The organism is Niabella sp. ZPM-14 (assembly GCF_055693045.2).
In genome coordinates, this window is sequence record NZ_CM181148.1 from 966,460 (window position 1) to 988,853 (window position 22,394).

Here is a 22,394-nt window from a genome sequence, read left to right on the forward strand (position 1 = left end):
ATCTGTCTTAACTATAGCTGACCAGATCCAGCTTCGTTCGCTGTTGCTCAAAAGCCTTTTTGTTCAACGCCTGGCAGCTTACCTGGACCCCTACCGCTTCTGCATCGCCATAAATATTGGCAAAGGAAGTGTCTGCAGCGTCATAACCATGGGCGATCTTCACCAGCCCGTGCAGCGGCACCATTCCCGTCGCGTCAAAAATGATCCACTTCCCATCAATGTAGGCTTCGAAGCAAGCATGGAAATCCGGCGGATTTAACAAATACGCATAAGCAGCAAAGTAACGCGCAGGAATAGACAGGGCTCTGCACAACACAATTCCTAAGTGAGCAAAGTCACGGCACACCCCTTCCCGTTGGGTAATCGTTTCCAGCGATGAGGTATTTACGTTGCTGCTGCCACTCACATAATGCACCGTCTTCCTGATCCAATCGCAAATGGCCTTCACTTTTCCATAGGTGGATCGGATACCACCAAATTCCATATCGGCAAATTTATACATGCGGTCGGCCTGGCAATAACGGCTGGGATACAGGTAGGGAACGGCATCTGTGTGAATCTCGTTGACAGACAGATAGCTATCTTTTTTCAACCGGACCTTCTTCAACCGCAGGTCTACCGTCGCATCATATCTGATTTTGAAAGATCCCGGGCGCGTCACATGCACGCGCAGAAAGCGCGCTCCGCGGACGCCGGACTCAAAAGGTTCCACTTTGATTTCCGGGCTGGTCTGCAGTTGCTCTTCCACTATGGTCTGGTACCTGGTACGGGCCACCTGAATATTGAAAAAGAAAGTAGTGTCTGATTTTATATTATAAGATAGCTCACTTGAAACTGCAAACTTCATATTGATCAAAGGGCTTTTATGAACGATCGATAGACGGCCGCTGAGGACCGTCTTCAATCATTCGAGTATGATAAAACTGAAATCTCTACCTGAAAGCTTTGTCCATCCAGTCGTCAGGAACTTCCTCAAGTGCCTCGTGTAGCTTGGTAGCCCACGCGTCAGACACAGGTTTCAGCTCTTCGTATTCGTACCGGTTCTGAATAAGATGGAAGCCATCTTTTTCATAGATGACCACGTCAATCGGGAACTCCACGTCATTGGAGCTGACGCGTGTAGAATCGAAGGAAAGAAACCCGGCTTTCAGCGCTTGCTTGATCGTCGTATTCTCATTCAACACACGGTTTAAGATCGCCTTTCCCTGTCCGCTGTTGCCAATGATCGCATACTGCGACCCCATGGCCATTTCGATCCAGTTGCCTTCACTATAAAGTAAAAACAATTTATGCTCCTTATCTCCTTTTAGCTGTCCGCCAACGATCGCATTGAGATTGAACTTATAACCTGAAGCCGCCAATTCAGTCTCGTCTTCTTTAGCCACACGCTTGATCTGTTCGCCAAAAGCGTTGACCGCTTCGTACAACTTGCTGTAAGGAATACCATCTGCCACCAATTCCTGGAAATAGGTAATCGCCTTATCCCTGACCGACCTCAATCCACTGGTCATGATGAACAGGGAATTTTGTCCGTCTTCATGCACGGAAACCTTTTTGCGGGTGGTTACGTTCGTTCCGGCCGAGATGCGTGTGTCTGAAATACCCACTAATCCATCCTTTAATTTAATGCCCAGGCAATAAGTCATTGTATATTTTCTTGGTAAAAATTAAAAATACATTTTTATGAGCAATCTGTAACGCGCCCTGGTGAACAGATCTCTTGTAACGCCACAAAGATGGTACCGCTGAGCCTCGCCGGATGCAGAGTCAACTAAGTCAGGCAGGCTACTTACACCTTTTTGAGCTTCCAGCGGCCGCGCCTGAACAGCACGAAGGACACGACGGTAATGGCGGCTTCTGCCACCGGAATGGCAATAAATACACCGGTGGCACCAAGCTCAAACTGTTTGGCCAGCAAATAAGCTACTGGTATCTGGAATAACCAAAATCCAAAGAAGTTCACTTTTGTGGGCGTCCACGTGTCGCCGGATCCATTGAAGGCATTGATCATCACCATGCCGACGCCGTAAAAGATAAATCCTGCAGCCATGATGTACATCGCGGTACTGGCAACGTTTCTCACGTTTTCTACCTCGGTGAAAAAGCCTACCAACCAATCGCCCAACACAAAGAAGATGAGCGAAACAGTTACCATGAAGATGACGTTGTACTTGACCGTCTTCATAACGCTTTGCTCAGCGCGGGCCGGAGCGTTGGCACCCAGGTTCTGCCCCACTAAGGTCGATGCCGCGCCGCTCAATCCCCAGGCGGGCAGCATGAAAAACATCATCAGCCTCAAGGCAGTCTGGTAGCCGGCACTTCCCTCTTCGCCGCCGGTAACCGCTACCAGCCGGGCCAGGACGATCCAGCTGCAGGACGCGATCACAAATTGAAAAATACCCGGCGTGGCTATTTTGACCAGCGACTTCATGATACCGGCATCAACCTTGAAATGGCGGGCGGCGAGCCGCATCAGTCCCTTGCCCCAAAACAAATGATAACATTGGTACAGTACACCAATGCTTCTTCCAGTGGCCGTGGCGATAGCCGCGCCCGTAAGGCCCATGGCGGGAACAGGCCCTAAGCCATTGATAAAAATCGGGCATAATATTACATTGCAGATATTGGCGACCCACAGGCTTTTCATGGCGATGGCGGCGTTACCCGCGCCTCTGAAAATCCCGTTGATCAGGAATAACAGCATGATCGCAATGCTGCTTCCCATCATGATCTTGGTAAACATTTGACCATGTTCCGCGGCTGGCTCTGTCGCGCCCATGGCCATCAGGATCTCTTTCGCGTACACGATCCCGGTAACACTCAGAACCGTATTCACTAAGAAGGCGATAATCAACACCTGTGCAGCGCTATGAGCGGCTTCTTCCGTGTTTTTCTCGCCGATTCGCCTGGCTACGACTGCCGTTGCGGCCATACTCATGCCGATGGCGACTGAGTAGATCACGGTTAAAACAGATTCGGTAAGGCCTACCGTTTGAATAGCTACGCTGCTTTCTTTGAGATGTCCTACAAAGTACAGATCCACTAATGCGAAAACAGACTCCATCATCATTTCCAGCATCATGGGAATCGCCAGCATGATCACTGCTTTGCGGATACTTACAGTGGTATAATCAATTTCTTTGCCCTGCAGTGCTTCTTTTAATAGTTGAAAGGATTGCGCTACTTTTCCAGCACTTTTATGCGTTGTTGTCATGTGAATTGAGTGATTGAATGAAAGTAAAAGTCAGGTGCCGAAGGCTTCGGTACCAGTTGTTGTCTGAAGAAAAATCCGGCTGTACTAGCGAGTGCGTACGAGGATACCGGCAAAGAACACTTTCATTATTCGGGCATTTTAGTGGGGCAAAGATAGGGAGAATATTGATTTCTCACGTTTTTCCTACTGCGTTACAAGTTCTTGATCCAGTTGGCGAGGTCTTTATCATTAATATCAGATTGTTCCGATTTATCGTAGATTGAAAACAAAAAAAGTCTTGATTCTACAATTTGCAAGTGCGTTATCACCCTTGCTCCCCCTGCTTTCCCTTTGCCTTTAGAAGTAATTGCCAATCTTATTTTATAACAATTATTACCAAGAGCAGTGCCTTGCTGAGGATTTTCTTTTAGTGAATTTACAAGAGTAGAGAAGTCATCCTTTAAAGAAGGATATTTTGACTAAGCGTTTTAATTGCCTGGCAAAGTAAGCGGTAACCTCGATGCTATAACTCATCTAACAATTGTTCTGCTGTTTTCAATTTCACCTTGCCTTTTTTTGCCGATGCAACTTCATTAACCGAAGCTTTGAATTCCTTTGCAAAGTTGCTCTTCTTTTTGCCGACGGCCTCCACCTTAACAAAAGATAAGTTCTGCAAAAGTTCCATCACAAAATCGACCTTGTTATCTTTTATTTCTACCAATACCTTCATAGGTCGAACATTTTATTAGAAAATTTCAAAATGACGAGTACCTGATTTATTACAACGTAAACTTAAAAAAATATTTTACCAAATCCCACAATATTGAAAAGGCTCCGCAAGAATACATGCGGAGCCTTTTTTTAATATTCTAAAGCTAAGCTTACTTTACCTCTTCGTAAGGAACATCAGTCACATCTTCACCACCGGCGTTACCACCTGGTTGTGCGCCCGCCTGATCTGCTCCCGGCTGACCTTGCGCACCAGCTGCGTCGGGGCCTGCCTGGCCTGATTTGTAAATATCTTCGCTGGCTGCGGTCCACGCATTGTTCAGCTCGGTCATAGCGGCATCGATCGCTGCGATGTCCTGCTGTTTGTGCGCTTCCTTCAGTTTTTCTGCTGCACTTTCAATTGTAGCTTTCTTATCTGCAGGCACTTTATCTCCGTATTCCTTCAACTGCTTTTCGGTCTGGAAGATCAGACTGTCGGCCTGGTTCAGTTTTTCGATCTTTTCTTTTTCGGCTTTGTCAGTGGCTTCGTTGGCCTTTGCTTCAGCCTTCATCTTTTCTACCTCTTCTTTGCTCAAACCGCTACCTGCTTCGATATGGATCTTCTGCTCTTTTCCTGTGCCTTTGTCTTTCGCGGTAACGTGCATGATACCATTTGCATCGATATCAAACATCACTTCAATCTGGGGAACACCGCGTGGTGCTGGCGGAATACCATCGAGGTTGAACATACCCAGGCTCTTATTATCTTTCGCCATGGAACGCTCACCTTGCACTACGTGGATCTGCACGCCCGGCTGGTTATCGCTTGCAGTAGAGAATACCTCCGATTTTTTGGTCGGGATGGTAGTATTGGCAGGGATCAACGTAGTCATTACGCCTCCCATTGTTTCGATACCTAAAGAAAGCGGGGTAACATCGAGCAATAATACATCTTTCACTTCACCGGTCAACACAGCACCCTGGATCGCAGCACCAATGGCTACTACCTCATCCGGGTTCACACCTTTATTAGGTTTCTTACCAAAGAACTTTTCTACGATTTCCTGTACTTTAGGAATACGGGTCGAACCACCTACAAGAATCACTTCCTCAATTTCACTGGCGCTCATTCCTGCATCTTTCAATGCGGCCTCACAAGGCTTCAGGCAACGTGCGAACAGGTCGTCTGCTAATTGCTCAAATTTAGCACGGCTTAATTTTTTTACCAGGTGTTTAGGTACGCCGTCAACTGCGGTAATATAAGGCAGGTTGATCTCTGTTTCTGAAGAGCTGGACAATTCTATCTTGGCTTTTTCTGCTGCTTCTTTCAGACGCTGTAATGCCATTGGATCTTTGCGCAGATCGATGGCCTCGTCAGATTTGAACTCATCAGCCAGCCAGTCCATGATCACTTTATCAAAATCGTCACCACCCAGGTGGGTATCACCATTAGTAGACTTTACTTCAAACACACCGTCGCCCAATTCTAACACGGAGATATCGAAAGTACCACCACCCAGGTCAAATACCGCGATCTTGTGGTCCTTTCCGCCTTTGTCCAAACCGTATGCTAAAGCTGCGGCAGTAGGCTCGTTCACGATACGGCGCACGTTCAGACCGGCAATCTCGCCCGCCTCTTTGGTAGCCTGCCTTTGCGCGTCATTAAAGTAAGCCGGAACGGTGATCACCGCTTCGTTCACTTCCTGACCCAGATAATCTTCAGCAGTTTTCTTCATTTTCTGCAATACCATCGCCGAAATCTCCTGTGGCGTGTATAATCTGCCATCTATATCAATCCGAACTGTATTATTGTCGCCTTTTGCCACTTTGTAGCTCCAATGGCTGATTTCTTCTGAAACTTCGTCAAAACGACGGCCCATAAAACGTTTTACGGACATAATGGTGTTTTGAGGATTGGTGATCGCCTGTCTTTTTGCAGGATCACCCACTTTGCGCTCTCCATTTTTCAGGAATGCAACCACCGACGGCGTCGTACGGCGGCCTTCGTCATTTGCTATTACCACCGGCTCGTTACCTTCCATCACCGCTACGCAGCTATTGGTGGTTCCCAAGTCAATACCGATAATTTTACCCATAATATTTATATTTCTTGTTTTTAGGATATACCGCTTTTGCGGTAATTGTTGTTTTCCAATGATTGTGCCGAAGCAAAAAATATGCAAAAATGTCAGTACAAAAATTTTGGCGGTTTTTTAAGACACCTGTTGCGCAAAGAGGTTTTAACACGTATAAATATTCAGATCAGCTGATTTGTTTTTAATCCTCCTTCTTAAACAATATTTACAATGAACGCAATCACATTTTTAAAATCAGGCACTTCCAAAGCCCTGTTCGCTCTAAGCTTTCTGACCCTTGGTCTCCTAAGCTGCTCCAAATCAGACGATGATTATTATAATCTGCCGGATGCAGCAGCCGTAGGTGTGGTTCATGCTTCCGCAGGATTATCAGCGCTTGACATCGCGCTCGACGATAACCGGCTGGGTGTCAACTATTTTAATTACACAGACCGTATTGAGTATTTTCGGGCGTATACCGGTAACCGTACATTGAAGGTATATAATGCCGGAGCGGCTTCTTCTTCTCCGATGTTCACCAAAGGGCTGAACTTTGAGGTGAGTAAATACTACACTGTGTTCATCGTTGACACGGCATCAAAAATGGATGCAGTTGCATTGCACGACAGCACCCGGGCAGCCGGTACGGATTCCGTTCGTATCCGTTTTGCAAATATGAGCCCCGACGCTCCGGCGCTTGACCTATATGTCAAAGACAACCCGACGCCTGTGGCTACTAATATCACCTACAAAAAGGCAGGCAACTTTTTTAGCTATAAAGCAACCCCGAATATTGTCTTTCAGTTAAAACCTACCGGGCAAAACACGTTATTGGCAACCCTGGAGCCATTCAACCTGTTGCGCGGAAACATTTACACGATCTGGAGTGGCGGGTACAGGGCCGGCAGCGATGCCGCCGGAACACGGATAAAACTGGACGTGTTCGCTCATTAAAAGATTCACCCGTACCTTTATAGACTGGAATCAGCCAGGCCGGCAACAGCAGGCTGGCTGATTTTTTAGGATAAACGTTTTGGCGGACGATAAGCGGTACCGGGCGACACTATAAACTTGAAGTTGAAATCGATACTGACAGGATCACACAAGACAAACCGGTAATGCTCACTTTCGACGACGTATATCCAGCAATATCAAAAGAAGATACTGTAAACGAGACTCATAATAAGCTGGTTAAAAAACACACATTGGCGTTAAGCGGAGATGAACTGGAGTATACTTTAAAAGGATGCCGGGAGAATAAAGAGCATCATAAAGGGACGCTTTACAGGGGCTTTTACGGCTACCTGAAGGGCGTGGTGATCCGCTATGTCAACGACCACCACTTCGCAGAGGAACTGGTCAATGACAGCTTTATCAAGATCTTCAACAACATTTCTTCTTTCAATGCATTAGGGCAAAGCGGAGATCTGACTGCGTCTTTCAAGGCATGGACCGCCAAAATTGCCTCCCGCACCGCCATTGATTTCCTGAGGAAAAAGAAAATAGATTTTGGGCGGGAAGATATAGCAGATACGCAGGTGTCATTCGCTTCGCCAATACAGGTGCAGACGACGGAAGCCAAAGACATATTGAAATTACTGAATCAACTACCCCAGACTCAAAAGGCGATTTTTAATTTATACGAAATAGAGGGCTTTTCGCACCAGGAGATCTCCGGACTTCTGGCGATACCGGAAAATGTAAGCCGCTCCTATCTATCCAGGGCCAAAAACAAGCTAAAGGCCTTGTATAGTGAAAATTTCAAAATATGACAGATCCGAACGACGATATTATTCAACATGTAAAGGGTGCCTTGCAACACCACGAGGAGCCGTACGACGAAGGGGCGTGGGAACGGTTTGTGGCGCAGCAAGATGCCGGTCCCCGAAAGCGGCCCCTAACCCGGATGGTATGGATCAGCGCGGCAGCGGCTGCCGTGATCGGCATCATTTTGCTGGCACAGCTCTTTACTCCTGTTCGGATAACCGACGAGCCGGTCTCCGCTCCGGGAAGCATCGCCGGGCGGCAGGAAAAGAAAGATCCTCCTGCAACCCGCGATCAAGATGTGCTCCCCGATTTATTACAGGATCATTCTACAACCGGCACAGCGCTCCGGGAACATGAACCTGCCGATACTGATATTGATGGTCACATTCACCCCGGTGTGCCAGCGTTAATAACAGGCCAACAAGTAAGCAGGATAGCGGGTGTCGCTCCCACTGGTTCTTTGAGCCCTTCAGTGCCGGCAGTAGTCGCGTTTCAACCGCTTGTCGCGGCGCGCCCGCCCGTATCCACGACGCCCGCACAAAAATCATCTGAGCAGAAGGTAGACTTCTGGAAAAATACTGTAGTCGAAAATAACAAACCGGCGGATCAGAAGCCGCTCGCCCGGGAACAGCCTCCATTGCTGGCGACTCAAGCTCCGGCTCGGTCAGAGAACAAGACATCTTCTGATAAAAATAGTCGCTGGCAGCCCAGCTTATACGTTTCGCCTTTATTTGGAGAGCAAGGGATTAATATGGGCTATGGCGTTTCGCTGGGCTACGCGATCAGCGATAAAGTCCAGATTAGTTCGGGCATCGCCCATGCGAAAATATCCGCTTCCCGGTCGTTCGATCCCATGTCCCCTGTAGCATCAGCGGATCTCGGTCCGGCCGGCCCTCCCGGAGAGGGAGCATTGGGCGCTGTCGGCAAGTCGGACAACGGACTACTCGCTTACAACTCAGCCGCCAGTGCATCTCAGGCACGAACCCTCCAGGAAGTACAGGGCTCTCTTTCAGGAATTGACATACCGGTAGAGATCAATTATAATATCAACAAGAAATTTTACGCAACCGCGGGTGTTTCTGCGCTGGTAGTTCTTAACGACAATAAAACCTACACTTTTGCTGACAACCGAAACGTACGGATCTCGGTAGAGACGAGCAAGGGCATGCAAAAAGAAGACCGCGTGGTAAAGTTCAGCGAGCAAAACACCACCAACCAATCGCCGAATATTCAAACGGAGACCACGCCGATGCTCGGGTTTTACAATTTCTCCTTTGGTTACCGGCAAAAGATCTCCGATAAAAATGCAGTGTCACTGGAACCGTTTATCAAAGTTCCCATGAAGAACGTGACACGGCAAGACCTGCGGTACATGGGCACTGGGATCCGCCTCAAATTTGATTTGTAACTATTACTGATATGAATGGTGAGCCCGCTTTTTAAGAGCGGGTTTTTTCGTTTTGCAAAAAAATGTGCCCGGAATAAAAATCTATTTTGCTGATTGCGACCACACCCCTAATTTTGCGCCCGGAGAGATGGCAGAGTGGTCGAATGCGGCGGTCTTGAAAACCGTTGACTGTAACAGGTCCGGGGGTTCGAATCCCTCTCTCTCCGCTGGAAGGGATGATTGAAAAATCATCCCTTTTTTTTTCATATATCAAATACCCTTTTTCCTTCATTTGCAATGAGTTATGGCTGAACATATCCATCATTGTAGGTGTTCGATAGATGCCTTCCTGATAGTATAAATTGTTGTCGAACACCATGCTGATGAATTCTCTCTTTTGCATAGTATCTGCCTGAGTATAAACATATTTCATGTCACCCAGGAGGCTAAGGTTCTTTTCAAGTATTTCAAATGCCCTTCCCTGATCATTGCTAAGGCGTTCAATGGCTCCCTTCAGATTAAGGATAGTGTGATTATAGGTCGAATACCATCTGTCGTAAGTATCCCTTGTAATTTCGTTCTTGATCCATTTCTCCTCAACCGAAAACAGCTTCTCCTGTGCTTCTTCCAACTCATGTTTCTTGTCAACAACCTTCTGCCTGTTCGCTTTCATCTCCGTTTCAACCGATGCTTTGCAGCCATTCCGAATTTCGCGAACTCTCGTGTTTGATAGGCTCATCAATTCACATGCACCCAATAACTGATTATGTGCTTTAATCGCACTGATGTTATTATGTTTTGAATGCCTGCATTTGTAGTAGTAGAAATATTTACCGGATTTACCTCGTGACGGAGCGCCTGATAAGGGATTACCGCAATGGCATTTTAATATTCCACGCAAAGGAATTTCGTCATCTAGGACTGTCCTTACTTTTTCAGGCTTTTTCATTTTGCTCTGAACCATTTGCCAAGTTGTAATATCAACGACTGGCTCATGAATAGCAGGAAACAAGCCACCAGGATGCTCTTTGTAAGCTTCCACTTTTAGAAGACCAGCATATACAGGATTAGCCAGCACTCTTTCAATAGCCATGCTGCCTTTTCTGTCAAACCCTAGTTCATATGCCTTTTCCTTGATCTTGTATAAAGGCACTTCTCGTAAATAAGCATCATAAATAAACCTCACTATTTTTGCCTCGGTTTCCTCCACGATTAAACGGCGATCTTTTCGCTCACCTTGTTTCCGATAGCCAAAGGGCGGATTTTTAAATACAAACCTTCCTTCTTTAGCTTTAGCGGTGTATAAGCCTCCCTTTACCTTGATACTTCTGTTGATATTATCTTCTTCAGCAAGCAATAACTGCAACCCAGCTCTAAAGAAACTGCCCGGTGTATCGTAGTCGAAGGTTATGCCTTCGGTAACACTTACCACCTGAATGCTGTATTTCCGCTGAAGCTTCTTGACCATACTCATTGCTTCACCCGCATCACGGCTAAACCTGTCCAACTGATCCACTAATAAGTAATCAACTGTTTTATAATGTTTGGATATGAATTCCTGAAGCTTAATAAAGTCTGGTCTGTCAAACGTTCTTGCACTTTTCCCACGATCAATGAATGTATCGACGAGTTCAATATCGTTGAATTTAATCCATTGATCGGTATATAATTCCTGCCTTTCAATCGAGCCGTTGCTCTGGCCCAACTGACTAAAACGTAGATATCTGATCGCCCTTTTCATAGTACTCTCTTAACGTTGATGAGACAATAATTTCAATGATTAAATTTACGAATTTCCGCTCTTTTTCCTGTTCGAATTGGTCATTACTTTTCAATATTTCATCGTCCATCAGGGTGGTTTTCTCTTTCACATTTTCCATCTCACACCTCCTTGTATTTAGGCAGCAAAAGCCCTTGAACGGGCTTTGCTAAGTTTGTAATCTCATATCTTCTGAATGTTGTTTATGCTTATCAGGAAAGTATATCTTACTTCCCTGGTTACGTTTGAATGAGGGCATATAACTGATATACCCGTACTCACTTAATTCTTTCACGCACTTATGGTACGTTATCGGGGCCGAAACTTTGGCGATACGCATAATCTCATGACTGAATACCTGTATGGGATTTACAAAGCCATTTTCTATACGGTATTGCAACAGCGCAGCATAGATGCCTATGTGCGTGATGCTGATACGGCCATCCTGTTCTATTGCCGAAAAGAAATCCGATAAAGGCTTTGACTTGTCCATTACACCAACCATTTAATCAGCTCACACGCATACCGTTTCGTTTTGATTGGCTTTCATCCTGCCGTTCATTGATCTTATGCGTAAGCTTTACCGCTTCCATTGTTTTATTGCCCAAGGCGGTGGCAAGGGTTATCTTCCTTGAATGCTCGTCATAAATATTCACCGATTTAAACTGTGGATTGGCCTCAATATAATACCGCTGCTCATTGCCATCTTTGATAAAGCTTACTGACTGCCGGCCTCCCTGTTTCAATGCATCCTGTAGTTTGTCCGCTTCGCTTTTGTTGAGCAGCTCTTTTAAGGGAAGTTGCTTCAATACCTTTTCGAGATCATAGCCATATCCTGATTGAAACTCTTTAACGCGGTAGTTTCCCTGTGGATCTTTATCATTGAAATCAAGCTGTACCCAAGTTCCGTCCTTTTGAATGGAACGCCCAGCCAAAAGGTTAAGCGCTTCTATGGTATCAATTCCGTACCCAGCTTTCATACTGAAGTATTGCTGCCTGTTTTCCTCCGGCTTCATTTCATTGTGCAGGGATGTTTTATACCCTTCAAACTGATATTGTCCAGCCTGGTCTTTAGCAAAAGATAACTGGTGATCCAGCCTTTCCTTTTCATTGATGTAATAGGAAACAGGAATGTTGAATTGCCCCTGACCTTGCCTGATTTGCTCATCCAGCTTATTAGAAAGCCCGGTAAAGCCAGCACGCTGCAACTGGTCGTGCAGCGACTGGCTGTTTTGCTCTGCCTGCCTTGCATTCTGCCGTATTACAATTTGTTCTCTTACCGGAGCAACCAGCAACCTGCGCAATAGGCGTATCAATAGATTAGGATAAAGCTGTTTCTCCATTTTGTTTCGTTCCTGCCTTAACACTCGCAAGGCAAACCGCTCGTCAAGATCCTGTGTGCCCTTATATTTAGTGGCTATCCTTTCATAGTATTGCAGCTTTTCTTTGAGCAATGCCCTGTTGGATGAAAGATTGAAAGAGAACAGCTTACTGAAACGATCTTCCCTTGAACGCCATTGGCTCAGTTCCATCTCTACTCTGTTTACGGGAAGCTGATTGCTCATCATACAGCATTTTAAGTTTTACAATTCGTCAGCGTGGTTATACCGATGGCGTTTGCCTTTTCTTTTTTTTGTTCGCAGCCTTCGGTATCTCAGGGCCATCATCTTCAGCAACTCCCTGCCTTTCTTTTTTACCTTCCTGTTTAACCGAATGGCTTTCGCCTTCAGCCTGTTTTTCTGATTTCGACTGTCGGTTGTCCAGCCTCTGCATGCCGCTGTCATAAATATTGATCGTCTTAAATTGAGGATTGGCTTCGATGTACTGCTTTTGTTCAGTGCTGCCGTTTTGAAACGTAGCAGACTGGAGGTTGCCCTTTTTGAGGGAATCTATCAGGTTTGCCTTAAAGTCATCATTGCCCAACTCTTTGATCGGATGTTTACCTAAGACTGCTTCCAGGTCATAGCCATAATTTTCATGGTAGTGCTTCAGCTTAAAGTTGCCATTATCATCGCTTTGCTTAAAGTCGGCCTGTAACCATGCGTTGTAAAGCTGACCTTCCTTATTGGTCAGGTCTTTATTCACCGCCCTGCCCTCCATGAGGTTATAAGCTTCTTTCAAAGTGATATTGCTGCCTTTGTTGATGTAAAAGGTCTGCTGCATTTTCTCTGCGCTGTTTTCCTTTTGCAGGCTGACCTGATAGGAGTTGAAGAAATACATATCGCTTTGTTTCGACTTGCTGAAATTCAGCGTGGCATCCACCTTATCGTTTCCAAATTGTGCCTGATGTTGCAGTTTGAACTCCGGCTGCCCCTGTTCAATCTTTTTCTTCAGGTCGTTTTCCAGCCCTTCGCCAAAACCTGTATATTTTACCTGATCGCTCAGGTATTCTAAATTCTTCTGGTTCATAACAAATGATTTTAAGTTCATAAAAAGCCCTTCCTGCATCAGTTAAAGCGCAGGGAGAACGGTTGCTTTCACAATGGTTTTGTTCTTCACGTGCAGTTCCAGATGCCTGCCGCCATTTTTTTCCATAAGCTGTATCGCGAGGTACTTTTTGTCAGGAATGGTAAACTTCGGCAATGCGAATACCATCGTGTGCTGCGAATTGCCATCGACCTTATCGGCATTATTCTGCACATATACAGGTGTAATCTCGATTTCCTGCGTGGCGGTGCGATTTGCCTTTTTTTGGTCACGGATAAAAAAGCGCAACTGGTCAATATCATAGTTGATGTTCGACTGATTTTTGATCGTGATGCGCAGGTACAGTACATCGTTCTGAATGAACAGTCCGCTCATCTGGAAACGAATTCCATAGTCTTTATCCTTAATGCCCCTTACTTTCTTTTTGGAAGCGGCTGCCGCCTGTGCATAGGATTGTATCTCCGCCTGGTTAACGTTTTCCGTTGAAAGAAAAATGGTATTAGCCTTTGCGCCAACCAGTGAAAGGTTAAGCACAGCTGGCTGTTGGGCATAGTTGACTATAAAGGAATTCAGCCTGCCGTCTGCCGTAACCACAGTCAGGTTGGATTCAGGAAAGCTATCCCTTGCGGCCTTTACCTGAAGGATATTTTCAACCCCTTTGGCTTTTTGGGCAAGAACGTCCTTACTTCCCCTGTCTACGCTGATAATGGCATGCGGGAAAATAATATTCGTCGTTTTGGAGTATCCGATATCCAGTTTATACGGTTCAATGGTTTTCACCTGAACACCGGCTGGCTGCTGCGCATTAGCGCTGAATATTGCAAGAAACAGGAAAAGTCCCATTATCATTACTGCACTGATCGTTTTCATTGTATTTAATTTTTAAGTTTTAAAGGAAATGAAGCTGCCTTCGGCGGTTTCATCTTATTGACTTTTATAGTTATTAAATTATTTAGTTGGATTGGTTCTGCTTTTGCTTCTCATCACGCAACAACACCTGGTAACCAGCCTTCACGGTTACTTTGATGAGCTTCACTTTTTTGCTGAACAGGGTCTTGGCCGCTTCTATTCCGGCACTTGCCGCCTGTGCACCCCATGATGGATCAAGAGAGGTCATGCCGATAGTCTGCATGGAGCGGTCAGCAGATTGTTTTGCCACATCCCTGGTGATAGCTCCCGGAATATAAATCCCGTCCAGCCCATCCATATCATACACGGACAGTTCCACCGGAAACAAGGAGTTGTTATAGCGGATGCTGTTTATTTTAATGCCCAGCCTTTCGCCATTGAGAGATGCAGTACCAAAAAGGAAATTATCTTTTGGTATATGGATGCTATTGATAAAAACATCATTCACCAACCGTAGCTTAACTGTAGAGCCGTTTACGATAGTCTGGGTTTCATGGATGACCGCCTGTATGGCATTCTGATTTTCATCAGTAACCATATTATCGTTCAGGGAATAAAAGCCATTAGTGGTCGTAGTTTCCGTATTGGTTTGCAATAAAGAAATCCTGTCTTCTTTTCCTTTGCCGGAAACAGCGAATACCTGCCCACGTTTGGATTCAGAAGTTTGCTTCAGCTTTTCCTGTACACGGTCGGGATGCTGAATGTCCAATATCTTTTCCAGCATACCATTTAGCTGCTGCATTTCAGGATCTTCACCGTCAGACTGGCTCATGGCCTGCATCATTTGTTCCAACCGGTTTACCTCACCCGTATTTACCGGAGTATTTCCTTTACCAGCAGGATTACTTGCAGGATAAGCCGCAGTTTCATTAGTGATGTCAGTAGGTTTTTTCATCTCCCGGTCGAGTTCAGCCAGTTTGCGATAGATTTTTTCTGCGTTGGGATCATTGGGGCCACCGCCATATAGTGATGTATTCAGTCCTCTTTTGGCGGGCGTATTGGGGAATGTATCTTTGTCCTGATAAGCTATCCCGGAAGAATCAGACAAGTCCATATTCCTGTAATTGGGATCATTTTTTACCAGTTCCTGAAACTTCAGCGAATCGAGTTTTGCCTGGTCATAGTAGCTCATTTTGTCCATTGGCTTTTCATCCTTCAGGTTGGCATCCGGAAGCTTGATATTAAAGCCTGCCTGTTTTGCTGATTGGGCTTCAGCCTTATCCACTTTGCCGCCGCCCAGTGACCAAAACATTAGGGTCATAAAAGGCAGGGCGAGTAAAGGCAGTACCAGCATAAACCTGCGCTGCCTGATCATCTTGGGTGTTTTTACTTGCTTTTCCATCTTATTTATTTTTAAGTTGTTGATAATAATTGTCGATATACCGCACGCTGTCCATCAAGCCGGGACGGCGATACGTAATGCTGTCATAGGTGGCTTTGCCCGAAGGGCTTCTTGCGAGGCTGTCCATATACATTTTGAAATTGTGGATGCGCCTGTATTCCGTTTCTGATACCGGCAGGGCATCTGCTTTTGCATCTCCCGTTTCAGTGAGGTGCCCCGGTTTTCTTATAGGCGTGATTGTAAATGCTTTTCCTGCTTTTGAGGTAAAGCTGCTGACCAGCAGATAGGTACTATACCCACCTGTAAGCATTACAAACAGGATCAGCAACAACGTCCAGTTACCCCTTGAAAAACTTTCAGTGCGTTTTTCCATCCACTTTGCCCAGCGGGTTTGCAGGCGGAGATAAATAGAAGCTGCGCCTTTAGTAATGCTGTTCACCGCAGGCTGAGGTTCTTGTTTCTTCTTTCTTTTAAATAAAAAATTCATAGCGCTCAATTTTATTGGTTCCTGTTCGCTGTTTTCAGATCCCTGTTCTCAATGGTGTTCCACCGCTCGATCAAGAAACCATGAGGGTTGTTGTCGCTTCGTGATACATTGCGCAATGCGCCCTCGGTAACAAGGCTTCGTGTGGTAATGCTCGTAGGACGGGTAATGCTTTGGGTAGCATAGCAGCGGAACCGGTAGGGATATTGATTGATATCAATGGCTACGCTATCCACCATTATAGTCTGGTTGACATTACCGGATATCAATCCTGAGTAATAGCCGTTCTCCTTCAGGTCGTCATAAATCCGTTTGGCACTGCCATCAGCGAGATAAAGTGCTTTGGTAACGTTTACCTGTATGGCCTTATCATCAGGGTCAAGCGTAAAGAACAGCACATGGAAAGTCTTTACATGATCCCTTGCTTCAACAGGAATATTGTCCCGTCTCTCCGAAGAATAAGCTTCCAGTGCCTTGCCGTTTGCCAGTATGTAGATCTTGCCCTGCATCTCTGAAACCAGGCTGAAGCTTTTGTACAGCGCAAAGCCGCAGATCAGCACGCAACATGCTATAATCAGCATGGTAAAGCTTCGTACATGCCTGAATGCGGTGTCTATATTTTTCATTTTACTGAACATGATGCCTCCTTTTTGATTATGAATTGCCTTTTAACTTATCGCCCATGTAGTCTGAGGACGATCCTTTATTGTCATTGAAGTATGGTGATGATGTACCGCTGCTGGACATGCTTTGGGACATACGGCTTGCGGCATTACCCATTGCATCTACAGCCATTCCTGCGCCTGAAGATGCCGTATTGATTATGGTACTGGAAGAACTGCTGAACAGGCTGGTTACTTTTTGACCCAATGCACCGCCGCCACCTGCATGAACTATGTAATTAGCCACGGAAGGAACGGTGAAGTAGCCGATAATACCGATGATCATAAAGACCAGGTAGGCCATATCCGTGCGGCTGAAAAAAGTATCGCCATAATCGTTCACCTGAGAAATATCCAGCTCCAGCATTTTCTCCTGTATCTTGCTGATGATGCTGCCGAAGATGTTGGCAACGGGGAGCCATAAGAAGATGTTGATATATCGGGCTATCCAGACCGTGAGCGTATGCTGGAAGCCATCGAAAACGGCTAGGCCGAAAACCAGCGGCCCCAATATCGCCAGCACGATTAACTGGAAGGTTCGCAAGGTATCAATACACAATGCCGCTGCTTCAAACAAAACCCTCAGTACTTCGCTCATCCATTCCTTGATCGAGTTACGGAAGTTGTAGGATGCTTTTGACATGGCAAACTTGATGTCATTGCCTATCCCTTCAAACATTCCCTCGTCTGAAGGATCAGCATTGTCATGGGTGTACTTATACCAACGGTCACGGTCTCCACTACCGCTTTCACCCACGTACATTTGCCAGGCATCCGTTTTTTTAATTGCTTCCTCTTTCTTTTCCAAAAGCAGGGCAATTGCTTTGTCAGAACCTTCTACCATCGCTGCCGTTGCGGTAACGGTGGGTTTCATCACGCCGTTGATCAGCCCGAGTACAGAGGGAAATATCATCACGCAGAAGCCGATGACAAACGGGCGGAAGAGCGGATAAAAGTCGATTGGCTCCGCATTGGCGATATGCCGCCAAATACGGGAGGCGATATACCAGATAGCCGCAAAGCCTGCTATTCCCTGACCTACGCCGATCAGCTGGCTGCACAGCGGCATCATCTCCTCATATAGCTGATCAAGTACACCATGAAGCCCCTTCATCTCATCTGCCATTCCCTGGGCATGGCTCATAAAAGGCAATATCAATCCCACTGCCACCATCCAGGTGGCCTTTCTACACTTTGCCATAACATTTTATTTTAATTGTTTAATCCGTAGACTTTGCGGATGGTCTCCGCATCGTTTTTCTCTTTCGCCCGTTGGACCGCAAGCACCGTGGTGTTATTATTAAAATGCCTGAGGAATTGCAACTTGTCCTGCATATCCGAATAAATGCGGTCAATCGCCTGTAAGCGCTCATCGTCGCTCATGCGCATTTTTCCGGCAGTGATCACGCCAGTGAGTTCGTCGAGGTTGCGCAGGCTTTCTTTGAATAGGTTGTTATATACACGTCCGAGGTACGCTAGTTCCTGTTCATTGAAATTGTTGTCACGCCTGAACTTATCATAAGCGTTCCGGTATTCCCTGACCAGTATGACCTGGTAGTTGATGATGTCGGCCACGCGTTTGTAATTGCGCACGGTCGGGCTGACCTGCATCAGCCCGTCAAGAAAGGCTTTGTGCAGGCTGAAATTCCCTTCTGAGATATCTTTTATGGTATTATAGCCGCCCTCCAATATCTGGTAGCCTTTTTTCATATCACTGAGGATCTGTTTGAACTGCGCCAATTTCTCCACGTTCAATAGCAGTTGTGCAATTTCATCCGCCTGTGCCGATGCTTTATAAGAGGGCAGCAAGCCCAGTAAGGCAAAGCATATTATTTTCAGTATTTTTTTCATGGCTGTTCGTTTTTAATGCCCTGCAATGCACGGCTGGTTTGTACGTCTGTATTTTCCTTAGCCCTCGCTACCGCAAGCGTTTTAGCATCGTTACTAAAACTCTGCGAGAAAGTGTATTTATCCTGCATGTCGAGATAAAGCTTATCAATCCTGGCCATGCGCTCATCGTCCTTCATTTCCATCTTGTCGTTGGTCGTGACCGCTATAAGTTCATCGAGGGTTTCTTCGCTGTCATCTAACAGCCTGCTAAAAACCCTGCGGATATAATCCAGTTCATCAGCGTTGAAAGCATTACTGCGGGTGATCTGGCCGTAACTGCGATTGTAGTCCTGCAAGATCATTAGCTGCATAGCAATGATGTCCGCTACTTTTGCATACTGCCTTATTTCAGGGTTTACCATTTTCAGTGAGTTGAAATAATCACCGTGCAGGTTGAATTCCCCTTTAGTAAAACCTCCGATGGTGGTAAGCCCTTCTTTGGCTATCTTATATCCTTTTTGAGCGTATTCGATATATATCTGTAGGGCGGCGATCTGCTGTAAGAGGTATTTCTTCTGTGTCTTTTTCTGACGGAACCATTCGGAAAAGGTCTGTGCCTGAACGCTGCCTGCAGCCGATAGAAACAGCAGCAGCATCAAGAGTGTCTTTTTCATAACCGTTTTAATTAAGGAAGTCCGTAAAGTTTTTTTACCATATCCACCTCATGCTTTGTCTTAGCCCGTTGCAGGCTCAATAGCATATTCTGGCGGTTAAAGCGTGTCAGGTCATCATAATTCGTGTCTACCTCGTCGGCTGCATTATTAATCAGTTCAAGCCTTTTGGCATCACTCATCTGTGTCGAGAATGATCGTACGATAAGCGAGATCTGGTCAATATTTTTCAGGCTTTCTTCAAGGATACCCGAATAGACTTTTGCCATGTAGTCCATCTCATCCGATGAAAAATGACTGTCCTGGCGCAGGAGCTGCCATGAACGGTTATATTCATTCACCAGCCTTACCTGCTTCTGGGTAATGTCCCTGATACGCTGGTAATAAGAAATGATCGCTTTTACTTTCGCCAGTTCCTCATAGTATTTCCGGTACTGCTCTTTCTGCTTTTCCGTCCAGTCGGCTATCTCATCCAGTTTCAATTTGGAGAGCGTATTTTCCAATGTCTTCTGCGCATTTTGCAGCCAGATGGTTTTGTTCTGTAGCCGCTGGATTTTCAGGTCAATAGCTATAATGACTTTCTTTACACCCGCTTTGATGATCTCCAGTATCGGGATCTGCGCCTGTGCCCGCTGTGCCGGTATAACCGTAAAGGAAATGCAAAAGGCAAGCAGCATGATTCTTACATACTTTTTCATAATTCCGTGTTTTAAGTTTTACTTCTTATATCTTCCGCCATTGCGGTAATGCCTTTCTGTATATCACCGCCAAACTTTGCGGCGTACTCCATCAGCTTCACCTTTTCGGTTTGCTCTGTGGTGTATGCCAGGTATTCTTCAGGGCTTACTTCCGTGCGGTACACTTTGCTCAGCATACCGCCCAGGCTGATGAATACCTCTTTATATTTTCTGGTGGGATCGTTGGATTTATTTACAGAGAGTACTAATGCTTTTTCCTTTTCGGTAAGTCCCAATAGTTCCTGTATCTGGTCAAACTTGTTCTGGTACTTGCTTTGGTCTAAGAGTATCTTGCAGTCACTGTTATTGATGATTGCCTGCTTTACTACCGGAGAGGAAATAATATCATCTACCTCCTGCGTAACTACTATAGCCTCACCGAAGAATTTTCGTACGGTCTTGAACAGGTATTTGATGTATTCCGCAAAGCCTTCTTTCATCAGTGCCTTCCATGCCTCTTCAATGAGTATCATTTTACGAAGCCCTTTCATTTTCCGCATTTTGTTAATGAAAACCTCCATGATGATAATGGTCACTACCGGAAATAAAATTGGGTGGTCTTTTATGTTGTCCAGTTCAAAAACAATGAATCTTTCTTGCAAGAGGTTCAGGTTTTCGGTAGCATTGAGCAGGTAGTCAAATTCACCGCCTTTATAATATGGGCGCAGCACGTAAAGGAAATTATCAACGTCGAAATCCTTTTCCTTCACCCGGTCGCCTTCAAGGACTTGTATATATTCATCACGCAGGAACGAATAAAAGCTATTGAAGCACGGGAAAATATCAGGGTGTTTTTCCAGATGGGTATAATACCCACTAATGGAATTGGATAAGGCAACATATTCGCTGCGCCTGAAAGCTTCGTCATCTTTTTTCCAGAGTGCTAACAGCAACGTTTTGATGCTCTCTTTCTTTTCGGTGTCCAGACTATCGCCTTCGCCGATGAAGAAAGGATTGAAACGAATAGGATTTTCTTCGCTGTAAGTGAAGTAATAACCTTTCACCATATCACATAACCCTTTGTAACTATGCCCGACATCCACCAGTACGATGTGGGTGCCCTGCTCATAATAGCTGCGCACCATGTGATTGGTAAAAAAGGATTTGCCGCTACCAGAAGGACCAAGTATAAACTTGTTCCTGTTGGTGCAGATGCCCATTTTCATAGGCTCATCACTGATATCCACATGCACCGGCTTTCCGGTCAGGCGGTCGCCCATACGGATGCCTACCGGACTTAGCGAAGAGCGGTATCCTGTTTCCAGATTGAGGAAGCAGGTTGCCTGCTCTGCGAACGTATCAAATGTATCGTTCATCGGGAAGTCGGCGGCATTGCCGGGAATGCCTGCCCAGAAGACCTGAGGGGCACCAACGGTTTCCTGTTTGGCAACGGCATCCATTTGCGCCAGTGCAGAGGATACCATGTTTTTCAGATCCTTCAGTTCTTCCTTATCATCTGTCCACACCAGGACATTAAAATGCGCCTTGACCGGAAGGCGTTGCTGGCTAATGGCTTCATTCAGGAAGTCATTGGTTGCGTCCCTGGCAATCATGTTTTCACGGCTGTATGCAGATAATGATTGCAATCGTAACCTTTTAGTCTCCAGTTTCTGGATAGTCTTCTGCGCATCTTCAATAAAGATGTACTGGTTGTAGATATGATTACAGGACAAAAGCTGTCCGAGTGTCGATGCAAACCCCACACTGAACTTTGTTTTATCAGTGGAATAACGGTCGTAATTGATACGGCTACCGCATAAGGCCGGAAGATCTGCCGCATCGCCCAGCGTATAAAGCTGGCAATGGCGGTCGCCCACCTGTAATCCTTCGTCGAACCTGATGTCATTCATCAGGAAGCTGTCGTTCCGCTCAGACAGATAGCAATACCTTTCGATCAATCCCAGCTTGCGGGCATGGCTGCGCAAGTCATTTTCTTTTAGCCTTGTGAGCGTTATAAATCCGCTGTCTTCCAGTATGCGTTTGAACTGGCCGGCACTATCAAGAAAGTCCTGTAAGATGCCGGGCTTCAGGGCCTCTTCCGGCACTATAGACCTTCGCAGCAGGCTGGAAAATATGGAACTGGCCGTTTTCCTTCCCGCCGGTTTTTTGGTCAGCATGATATAACAGCTATGCGCCAGGAAGGGGCGTTCATTAAAGAACCGCTCACTGCTCCGGCTAAGAAAACTGGTGTCCTCTTTTGTAAAGTCGGGCTTGTAGGTACTGTCTAAGAACCAGTCCTGCTTATGAAAGACACTGAATTTGGGCAACAACTTGAGGGCTTTTACCCACGCCTGGTGAAAGGCTTCGTATTCCTGGTCGGAGAGCGTAAATATCTCCGGCAGTTCCGCTTTAAAGACAATAGTTACGTCTCCCTGTTTGCTCAGGATGCAGTCGTGTTCCACATCCATGATTGGTAAAATTTCATCCAACACTTTTTCCATCA

Annotated in this window: 21 protein-coding genes, 1 tRNA gene and 1 pseudogene; 4 read left to right on the top strand and 19 right to left on the bottom strand. The window is 45.9% G+C overall.

Features of this window, described 5'->3' with window-relative positions:
• Positions 1-7: 7 nt before the first annotated feature.
• The 6 genes from ACU37H_RS04045 to dnaK all read right to left on the bottom strand — a co-directional run bounded on the left by ACU37H_RS04045 (position 8) and on the right by dnaK (position 5,997).
• The gene (locus tag ACU37H_RS04045; RefSeq protein WP_472703077.1) at positions 8-847 is read right to left on the bottom strand and encodes a transglutaminase-like domain-containing protein; all 840 of its coding nucleotides are present in this window, start codon (positions 845-847) and stop codon (positions 8-10) included.
• A gap of 85 nt (positions 848-932) precedes the next feature.
• Positions 933-1,646 carry a proteasome-type protease gene (locus ACU37H_RS04050; protein WP_472703078.1) on the bottom strand — a complete coding sequence of 238 codons (714 nt, stop codon included), beginning with the start codon at positions 1,644-1,646 and terminating at the stop codon, positions 933-935.
• A 143-nt stretch (positions 1,647-1,789) separates the two neighbouring features.
• On the bottom strand, positions 1,790-3,214 hold the full coding sequence (locus ACU37H_RS04055) for an MATE family efflux transporter (RefSeq protein ID WP_472703079.1): 1,425 nt from the start codon (positions 3,212-3,214) through the stop codon (positions 1,790-1,792).
• Between the two features lie 191 nt (positions 3,215-3,405).
• The gene (locus ACU37H_RS04060; protein ID WP_494407587.1) at positions 3,406-3,567 is read right to left on the bottom strand and encodes a type II toxin-antitoxin system RelE/ParE family toxin; all 162 of its coding nucleotides are present in this window, start codon (positions 3,565-3,567) and stop codon (positions 3,406-3,408) included.
• 149 nt (positions 3,568-3,716) lie between these two features.
• Positions 3,717-3,923, bottom strand: a complete 207-nt coding sequence (locus ACU37H_RS04065; protein WP_472703080.1) for a hypothetical protein — start codon at positions 3,921-3,923, stop codon at positions 3,717-3,719.
• Positions 3,924-4,074: 151 nt separating this feature from the next.
• Positions 4,075-5,997, bottom strand: a complete 1,923-nt coding sequence (gene dnaK / locus ACU37H_RS04070; protein WP_472703081.1) for a molecular chaperone DnaK — start codon at positions 5,995-5,997, stop codon at positions 4,075-4,077.
• 210 nt (positions 5,998-6,207) lie between these two features.
• On the opposite strand from dnaK, the gene ACU37H_RS04075 reads away from it, so the two are divergent.
• The 4 genes from ACU37H_RS04075 (at position 6,208) to ACU37H_RS04090 (ending at position 9,357) form a co-directional block, all read left to right on the top strand.
• Complete coding sequence (locus ACU37H_RS04075) at positions 6,208-6,930, top strand: DUF4397 domain-containing protein (protein ID WP_472703082.1); 723 nt, start codon at positions 6,208-6,210, stop codon at positions 6,928-6,930.
• A 251-nt stretch (positions 6,931-7,181) separates the two neighbouring features.
• Positions 7,182-7,748, top strand: coding sequence for an RNA polymerase sigma factor (locus ACU37H_RS04080; protein WP_472703083.1), 567 nt, complete (start codon positions 7,182-7,184; stop codon positions 7,746-7,748).
• Positions 7,745-9,151: a hypothetical protein gene (locus ACU37H_RS04085; protein WP_472703084.1), complete on the top strand. Its 1,407-nt coding sequence runs from the start codon at positions 7,745-7,747 to the stop codon at positions 9,149-9,151. Before ACU37H_RS04080 ends, ACU37H_RS04085 begins: the two co-directional genes overlap by 4 nt.
• A 121-nt stretch (positions 9,152-9,272) precedes the next feature.
• A tRNA-Ser gene (locus ACU37H_RS04090) sits at positions 9,273-9,357 on the top strand.
• A 773-nt stretch (positions 9,358-10,130) separates the two neighbouring features.
• Here ACU37H_RS04090 and ACU37H_RS04095 read toward each other — a convergent pair.
• The 13 genes and pseudogenes from ACU37H_RS04095 to ACU37H_RS04155 form a co-directional block, all read right to left on the bottom strand.
• Positions 10,131-10,871, bottom strand: a pseudogene (locus ACU37H_RS04095) (recombinase family protein); the annotation flags it as partial.
• 187 nt (positions 10,872-11,058) lie between these two features.
• Positions 11,059-11,382 (bottom strand): hypothetical protein, encoded by a 324-nt coding sequence (locus tag ACU37H_RS04100; RefSeq protein WP_472703085.1) that lies wholly within the window; start codon positions 11,380-11,382, stop codon positions 11,059-11,061.
• Positions 11,383-11,398: 16 nt separating this feature from the next.
• Positions 11,399-12,457: a hypothetical protein gene (locus tag ACU37H_RS04105; protein ID WP_472703086.1), complete on the bottom strand. Its 1,059-nt coding sequence runs from the start codon at positions 12,455-12,457 to the stop codon at positions 11,399-11,401.
• Positions 12,458-12,491: 34 nt separating this feature from the next.
• Positions 12,492-13,298: a hypothetical protein gene (locus ACU37H_RS04110; RefSeq protein ID WP_472703087.1), complete on the bottom strand. Its 807-nt coding sequence runs from the start codon at positions 13,296-13,298 to the stop codon at positions 12,492-12,494.
• Between the two features lie 42 nt (positions 13,299-13,340).
• Positions 13,341-14,186 (bottom strand): conjugative transposon protein TraN, encoded by an 846-nt coding sequence (traN, locus tag ACU37H_RS04115; protein WP_472703088.1) that lies wholly within the window; start codon positions 14,184-14,186, stop codon positions 13,341-13,343.
• Between the two features lie 82 nt (positions 14,187-14,268).
• Positions 14,269-15,567 (bottom strand): conjugative transposon protein TraM, encoded by a 1,299-nt coding sequence (gene traM / locus ACU37H_RS04120; protein WP_472703089.1) that lies wholly within the window; start codon positions 15,565-15,567, stop codon positions 14,269-14,271.
• Between the two features lies 1 nt (position 15,568).
• Positions 15,569-16,054, bottom strand: a complete 486-nt coding sequence (locus ACU37H_RS04125) for a hypothetical protein (RefSeq protein WP_472703090.1) — start codon at positions 16,052-16,054, stop codon at positions 15,569-15,571.
• Between the two features lie 11 nt (positions 16,055-16,065).
• Positions 16,066-16,689, bottom strand: coding sequence for a conjugative transposon protein TraK (traK, locus tag ACU37H_RS04130; RefSeq protein WP_472703091.1), 624 nt, complete (start codon positions 16,687-16,689; stop codon positions 16,066-16,068).
• Positions 16,690-16,705: 16 nt separating this feature from the next.
• Positions 16,706-17,914, bottom strand: coding sequence for a conjugative transposon protein TraJ (traJ, locus tag ACU37H_RS04135; protein ID WP_472703092.1), 1,209 nt, complete (start codon positions 17,912-17,914; stop codon positions 16,706-16,708).
• Positions 17,915-17,925: 11 nt separating this feature from the next.
• Complete coding sequence (locus ACU37H_RS04140; RefSeq protein WP_472703093.1) at positions 17,926-18,564, bottom strand: TerB family tellurite resistance protein; 639 nt, start codon at positions 18,562-18,564, stop codon at positions 17,926-17,928.
• Positions 18,561-19,217 carry a hypothetical protein gene (locus ACU37H_RS04145; RefSeq protein WP_472703094.1) on the bottom strand — a complete coding sequence of 219 codons (657 nt, stop codon included), beginning with the start codon at positions 19,215-19,217 and terminating at the stop codon, positions 18,561-18,563. The genes ACU37H_RS04140 and ACU37H_RS04145 overlap by 4 nt, the downstream gene beginning before the upstream one ends.
• 11 nt (positions 19,218-19,228) lie before the next feature.
• Entirely contained in the window at positions 19,229-19,912 is a 684-nt protein-coding gene (locus ACU37H_RS04150) for a conjugal transfer protein TraI (RefSeq protein WP_472703095.1), read from the bottom strand.
• A gap of 11 nt (positions 19,913-19,923) precedes the next feature.
• Entirely contained in the window at positions 19,924-22,392 is a 2,469-nt protein-coding gene (locus ACU37H_RS04155) for a TraG family conjugative transposon ATPase (RefSeq protein WP_472703096.1), read from the bottom strand.
• Between the last annotated feature and the right edge of the window lie 2 nt (positions 22,393-22,394).

What these genes read in the sequence shown, in the direction of transcription:
- ACU37H_RS04105 (WP_472703086.1), bottom strand. Translation starts at nt 12,457, where the DNA reads ATGATGAGCAATCAGCTTCCCGTAAACAGAGTAGAGATGGAACTGAGC.
- ACU37H_RS04145 (WP_472703094.1), bottom strand. Translation starts at nt 19,217, where the DNA reads ATGAAAAAGACACTCTTGATGCTGCTGCTGTTTCTATCGGCTGCAGGC.
- traJ (WP_472703092.1), bottom strand. Translation starts at nt 17,914, where the DNA reads ATGGCAAAGTGTAGAAAGGCCACCTGGATGGTGGCAGTGGGATTGATA.
- dnaK (WP_472703081.1), bottom strand. Translation starts at nt 5,997, where the DNA reads ATGGGTAAAATTATCGGTATTGACTTGGGAACCACCAATAGCTGCGTA.
- ACU37H_RS04100 (WP_472703085.1), bottom strand. Translation starts at nt 11,382, where the DNA reads ATGGACAAGTCAAAGCCTTTATCGGATTTCTTTTCGGCAATAGAACAG.
- ACU37H_RS04065 (WP_472703080.1), bottom strand. Translation starts at nt 3,923, where the DNA reads ATGAAGGTATTGGTAGAAATAAAAGATAACAAGGTCGATTTTGTGATG.
- traK (WP_472703091.1), bottom strand. Translation starts at nt 16,689, where the DNA reads ATGTTCAGTAAAATGAAAAATATAGACACCGCATTCAGGCATGTACGA.
- ACU37H_RS04150 (WP_472703095.1), bottom strand. Translation starts at nt 19,912, where the DNA reads ATGAAAAAGTATGTAAGAATCATGCTGCTTGCCTTTTGCATTTCCTTT.
- ACU37H_RS04085 (WP_472703084.1), top strand. Translation starts at nt 7,745, where the DNA reads ATGACAGATCCGAACGACGATATTATTCAACATGTAAAGGGTGCCTTG.
- ACU37H_RS04140 (WP_472703093.1), bottom strand. Translation starts at nt 18,564, where the DNA reads ATGAAAAAAATACTGAAAATAATATGCTTTGCCTTACTGGGCTTGCTG.
- ACU37H_RS04155 (WP_472703096.1), bottom strand. Translation starts at nt 22,392, where the DNA reads ATGGAAAAAGTGTTGGATGAAATTTTACCAATCATGGATGTGGAACAC.
- ACU37H_RS04110 (WP_472703087.1), bottom strand. Translation starts at nt 13,298, where the DNA reads ATGAACCAGAAGAATTTAGAATACCTGAGCGATCAGGTAAAATATACA.
- ACU37H_RS04055 (WP_472703079.1), bottom strand. Translation starts at nt 3,214, where the DNA reads ATGACAACAACGCATAAAAGTGCTGGAAAAGTAGCGCAATCCTTTCAA.
- traN (WP_472703088.1), bottom strand. Translation starts at nt 14,186, where the DNA reads ATGAAAACGATCAGTGCAGTAATGATAATGGGACTTTTCCTGTTTCTT.
- traM (WP_472703089.1), bottom strand. Translation starts at nt 15,567, where the DNA reads ATGGAAAAGCAAGTAAAAACACCCAAGATGATCAGGCAGCGCAGGTTT.
- ACU37H_RS04050 (WP_472703078.1), bottom strand. Translation starts at nt 1,646, where the DNA reads ATGACTTATTGCCTGGGCATTAAATTAAAGGATGGATTAGTGGGTATT.
- ACU37H_RS04075 (WP_472703082.1), top strand. Translation starts at nt 6,208, where the DNA reads ATGAACGCAATCACATTTTTAAAATCAGGCACTTCCAAAGCCCTGTTC.
- ACU37H_RS04045 (WP_472703077.1), bottom strand. Translation starts at nt 847, where the DNA reads ATGAAGTTTGCAGTTTCAAGTGAGCTATCTTATAATATAAAATCAGAC.
- ACU37H_RS04125 (WP_472703090.1), bottom strand. Translation starts at nt 16,054, where the DNA reads ATGAATTTTTTATTTAAAAGAAAGAAGAAACAAGAACCTCAGCCTGCG.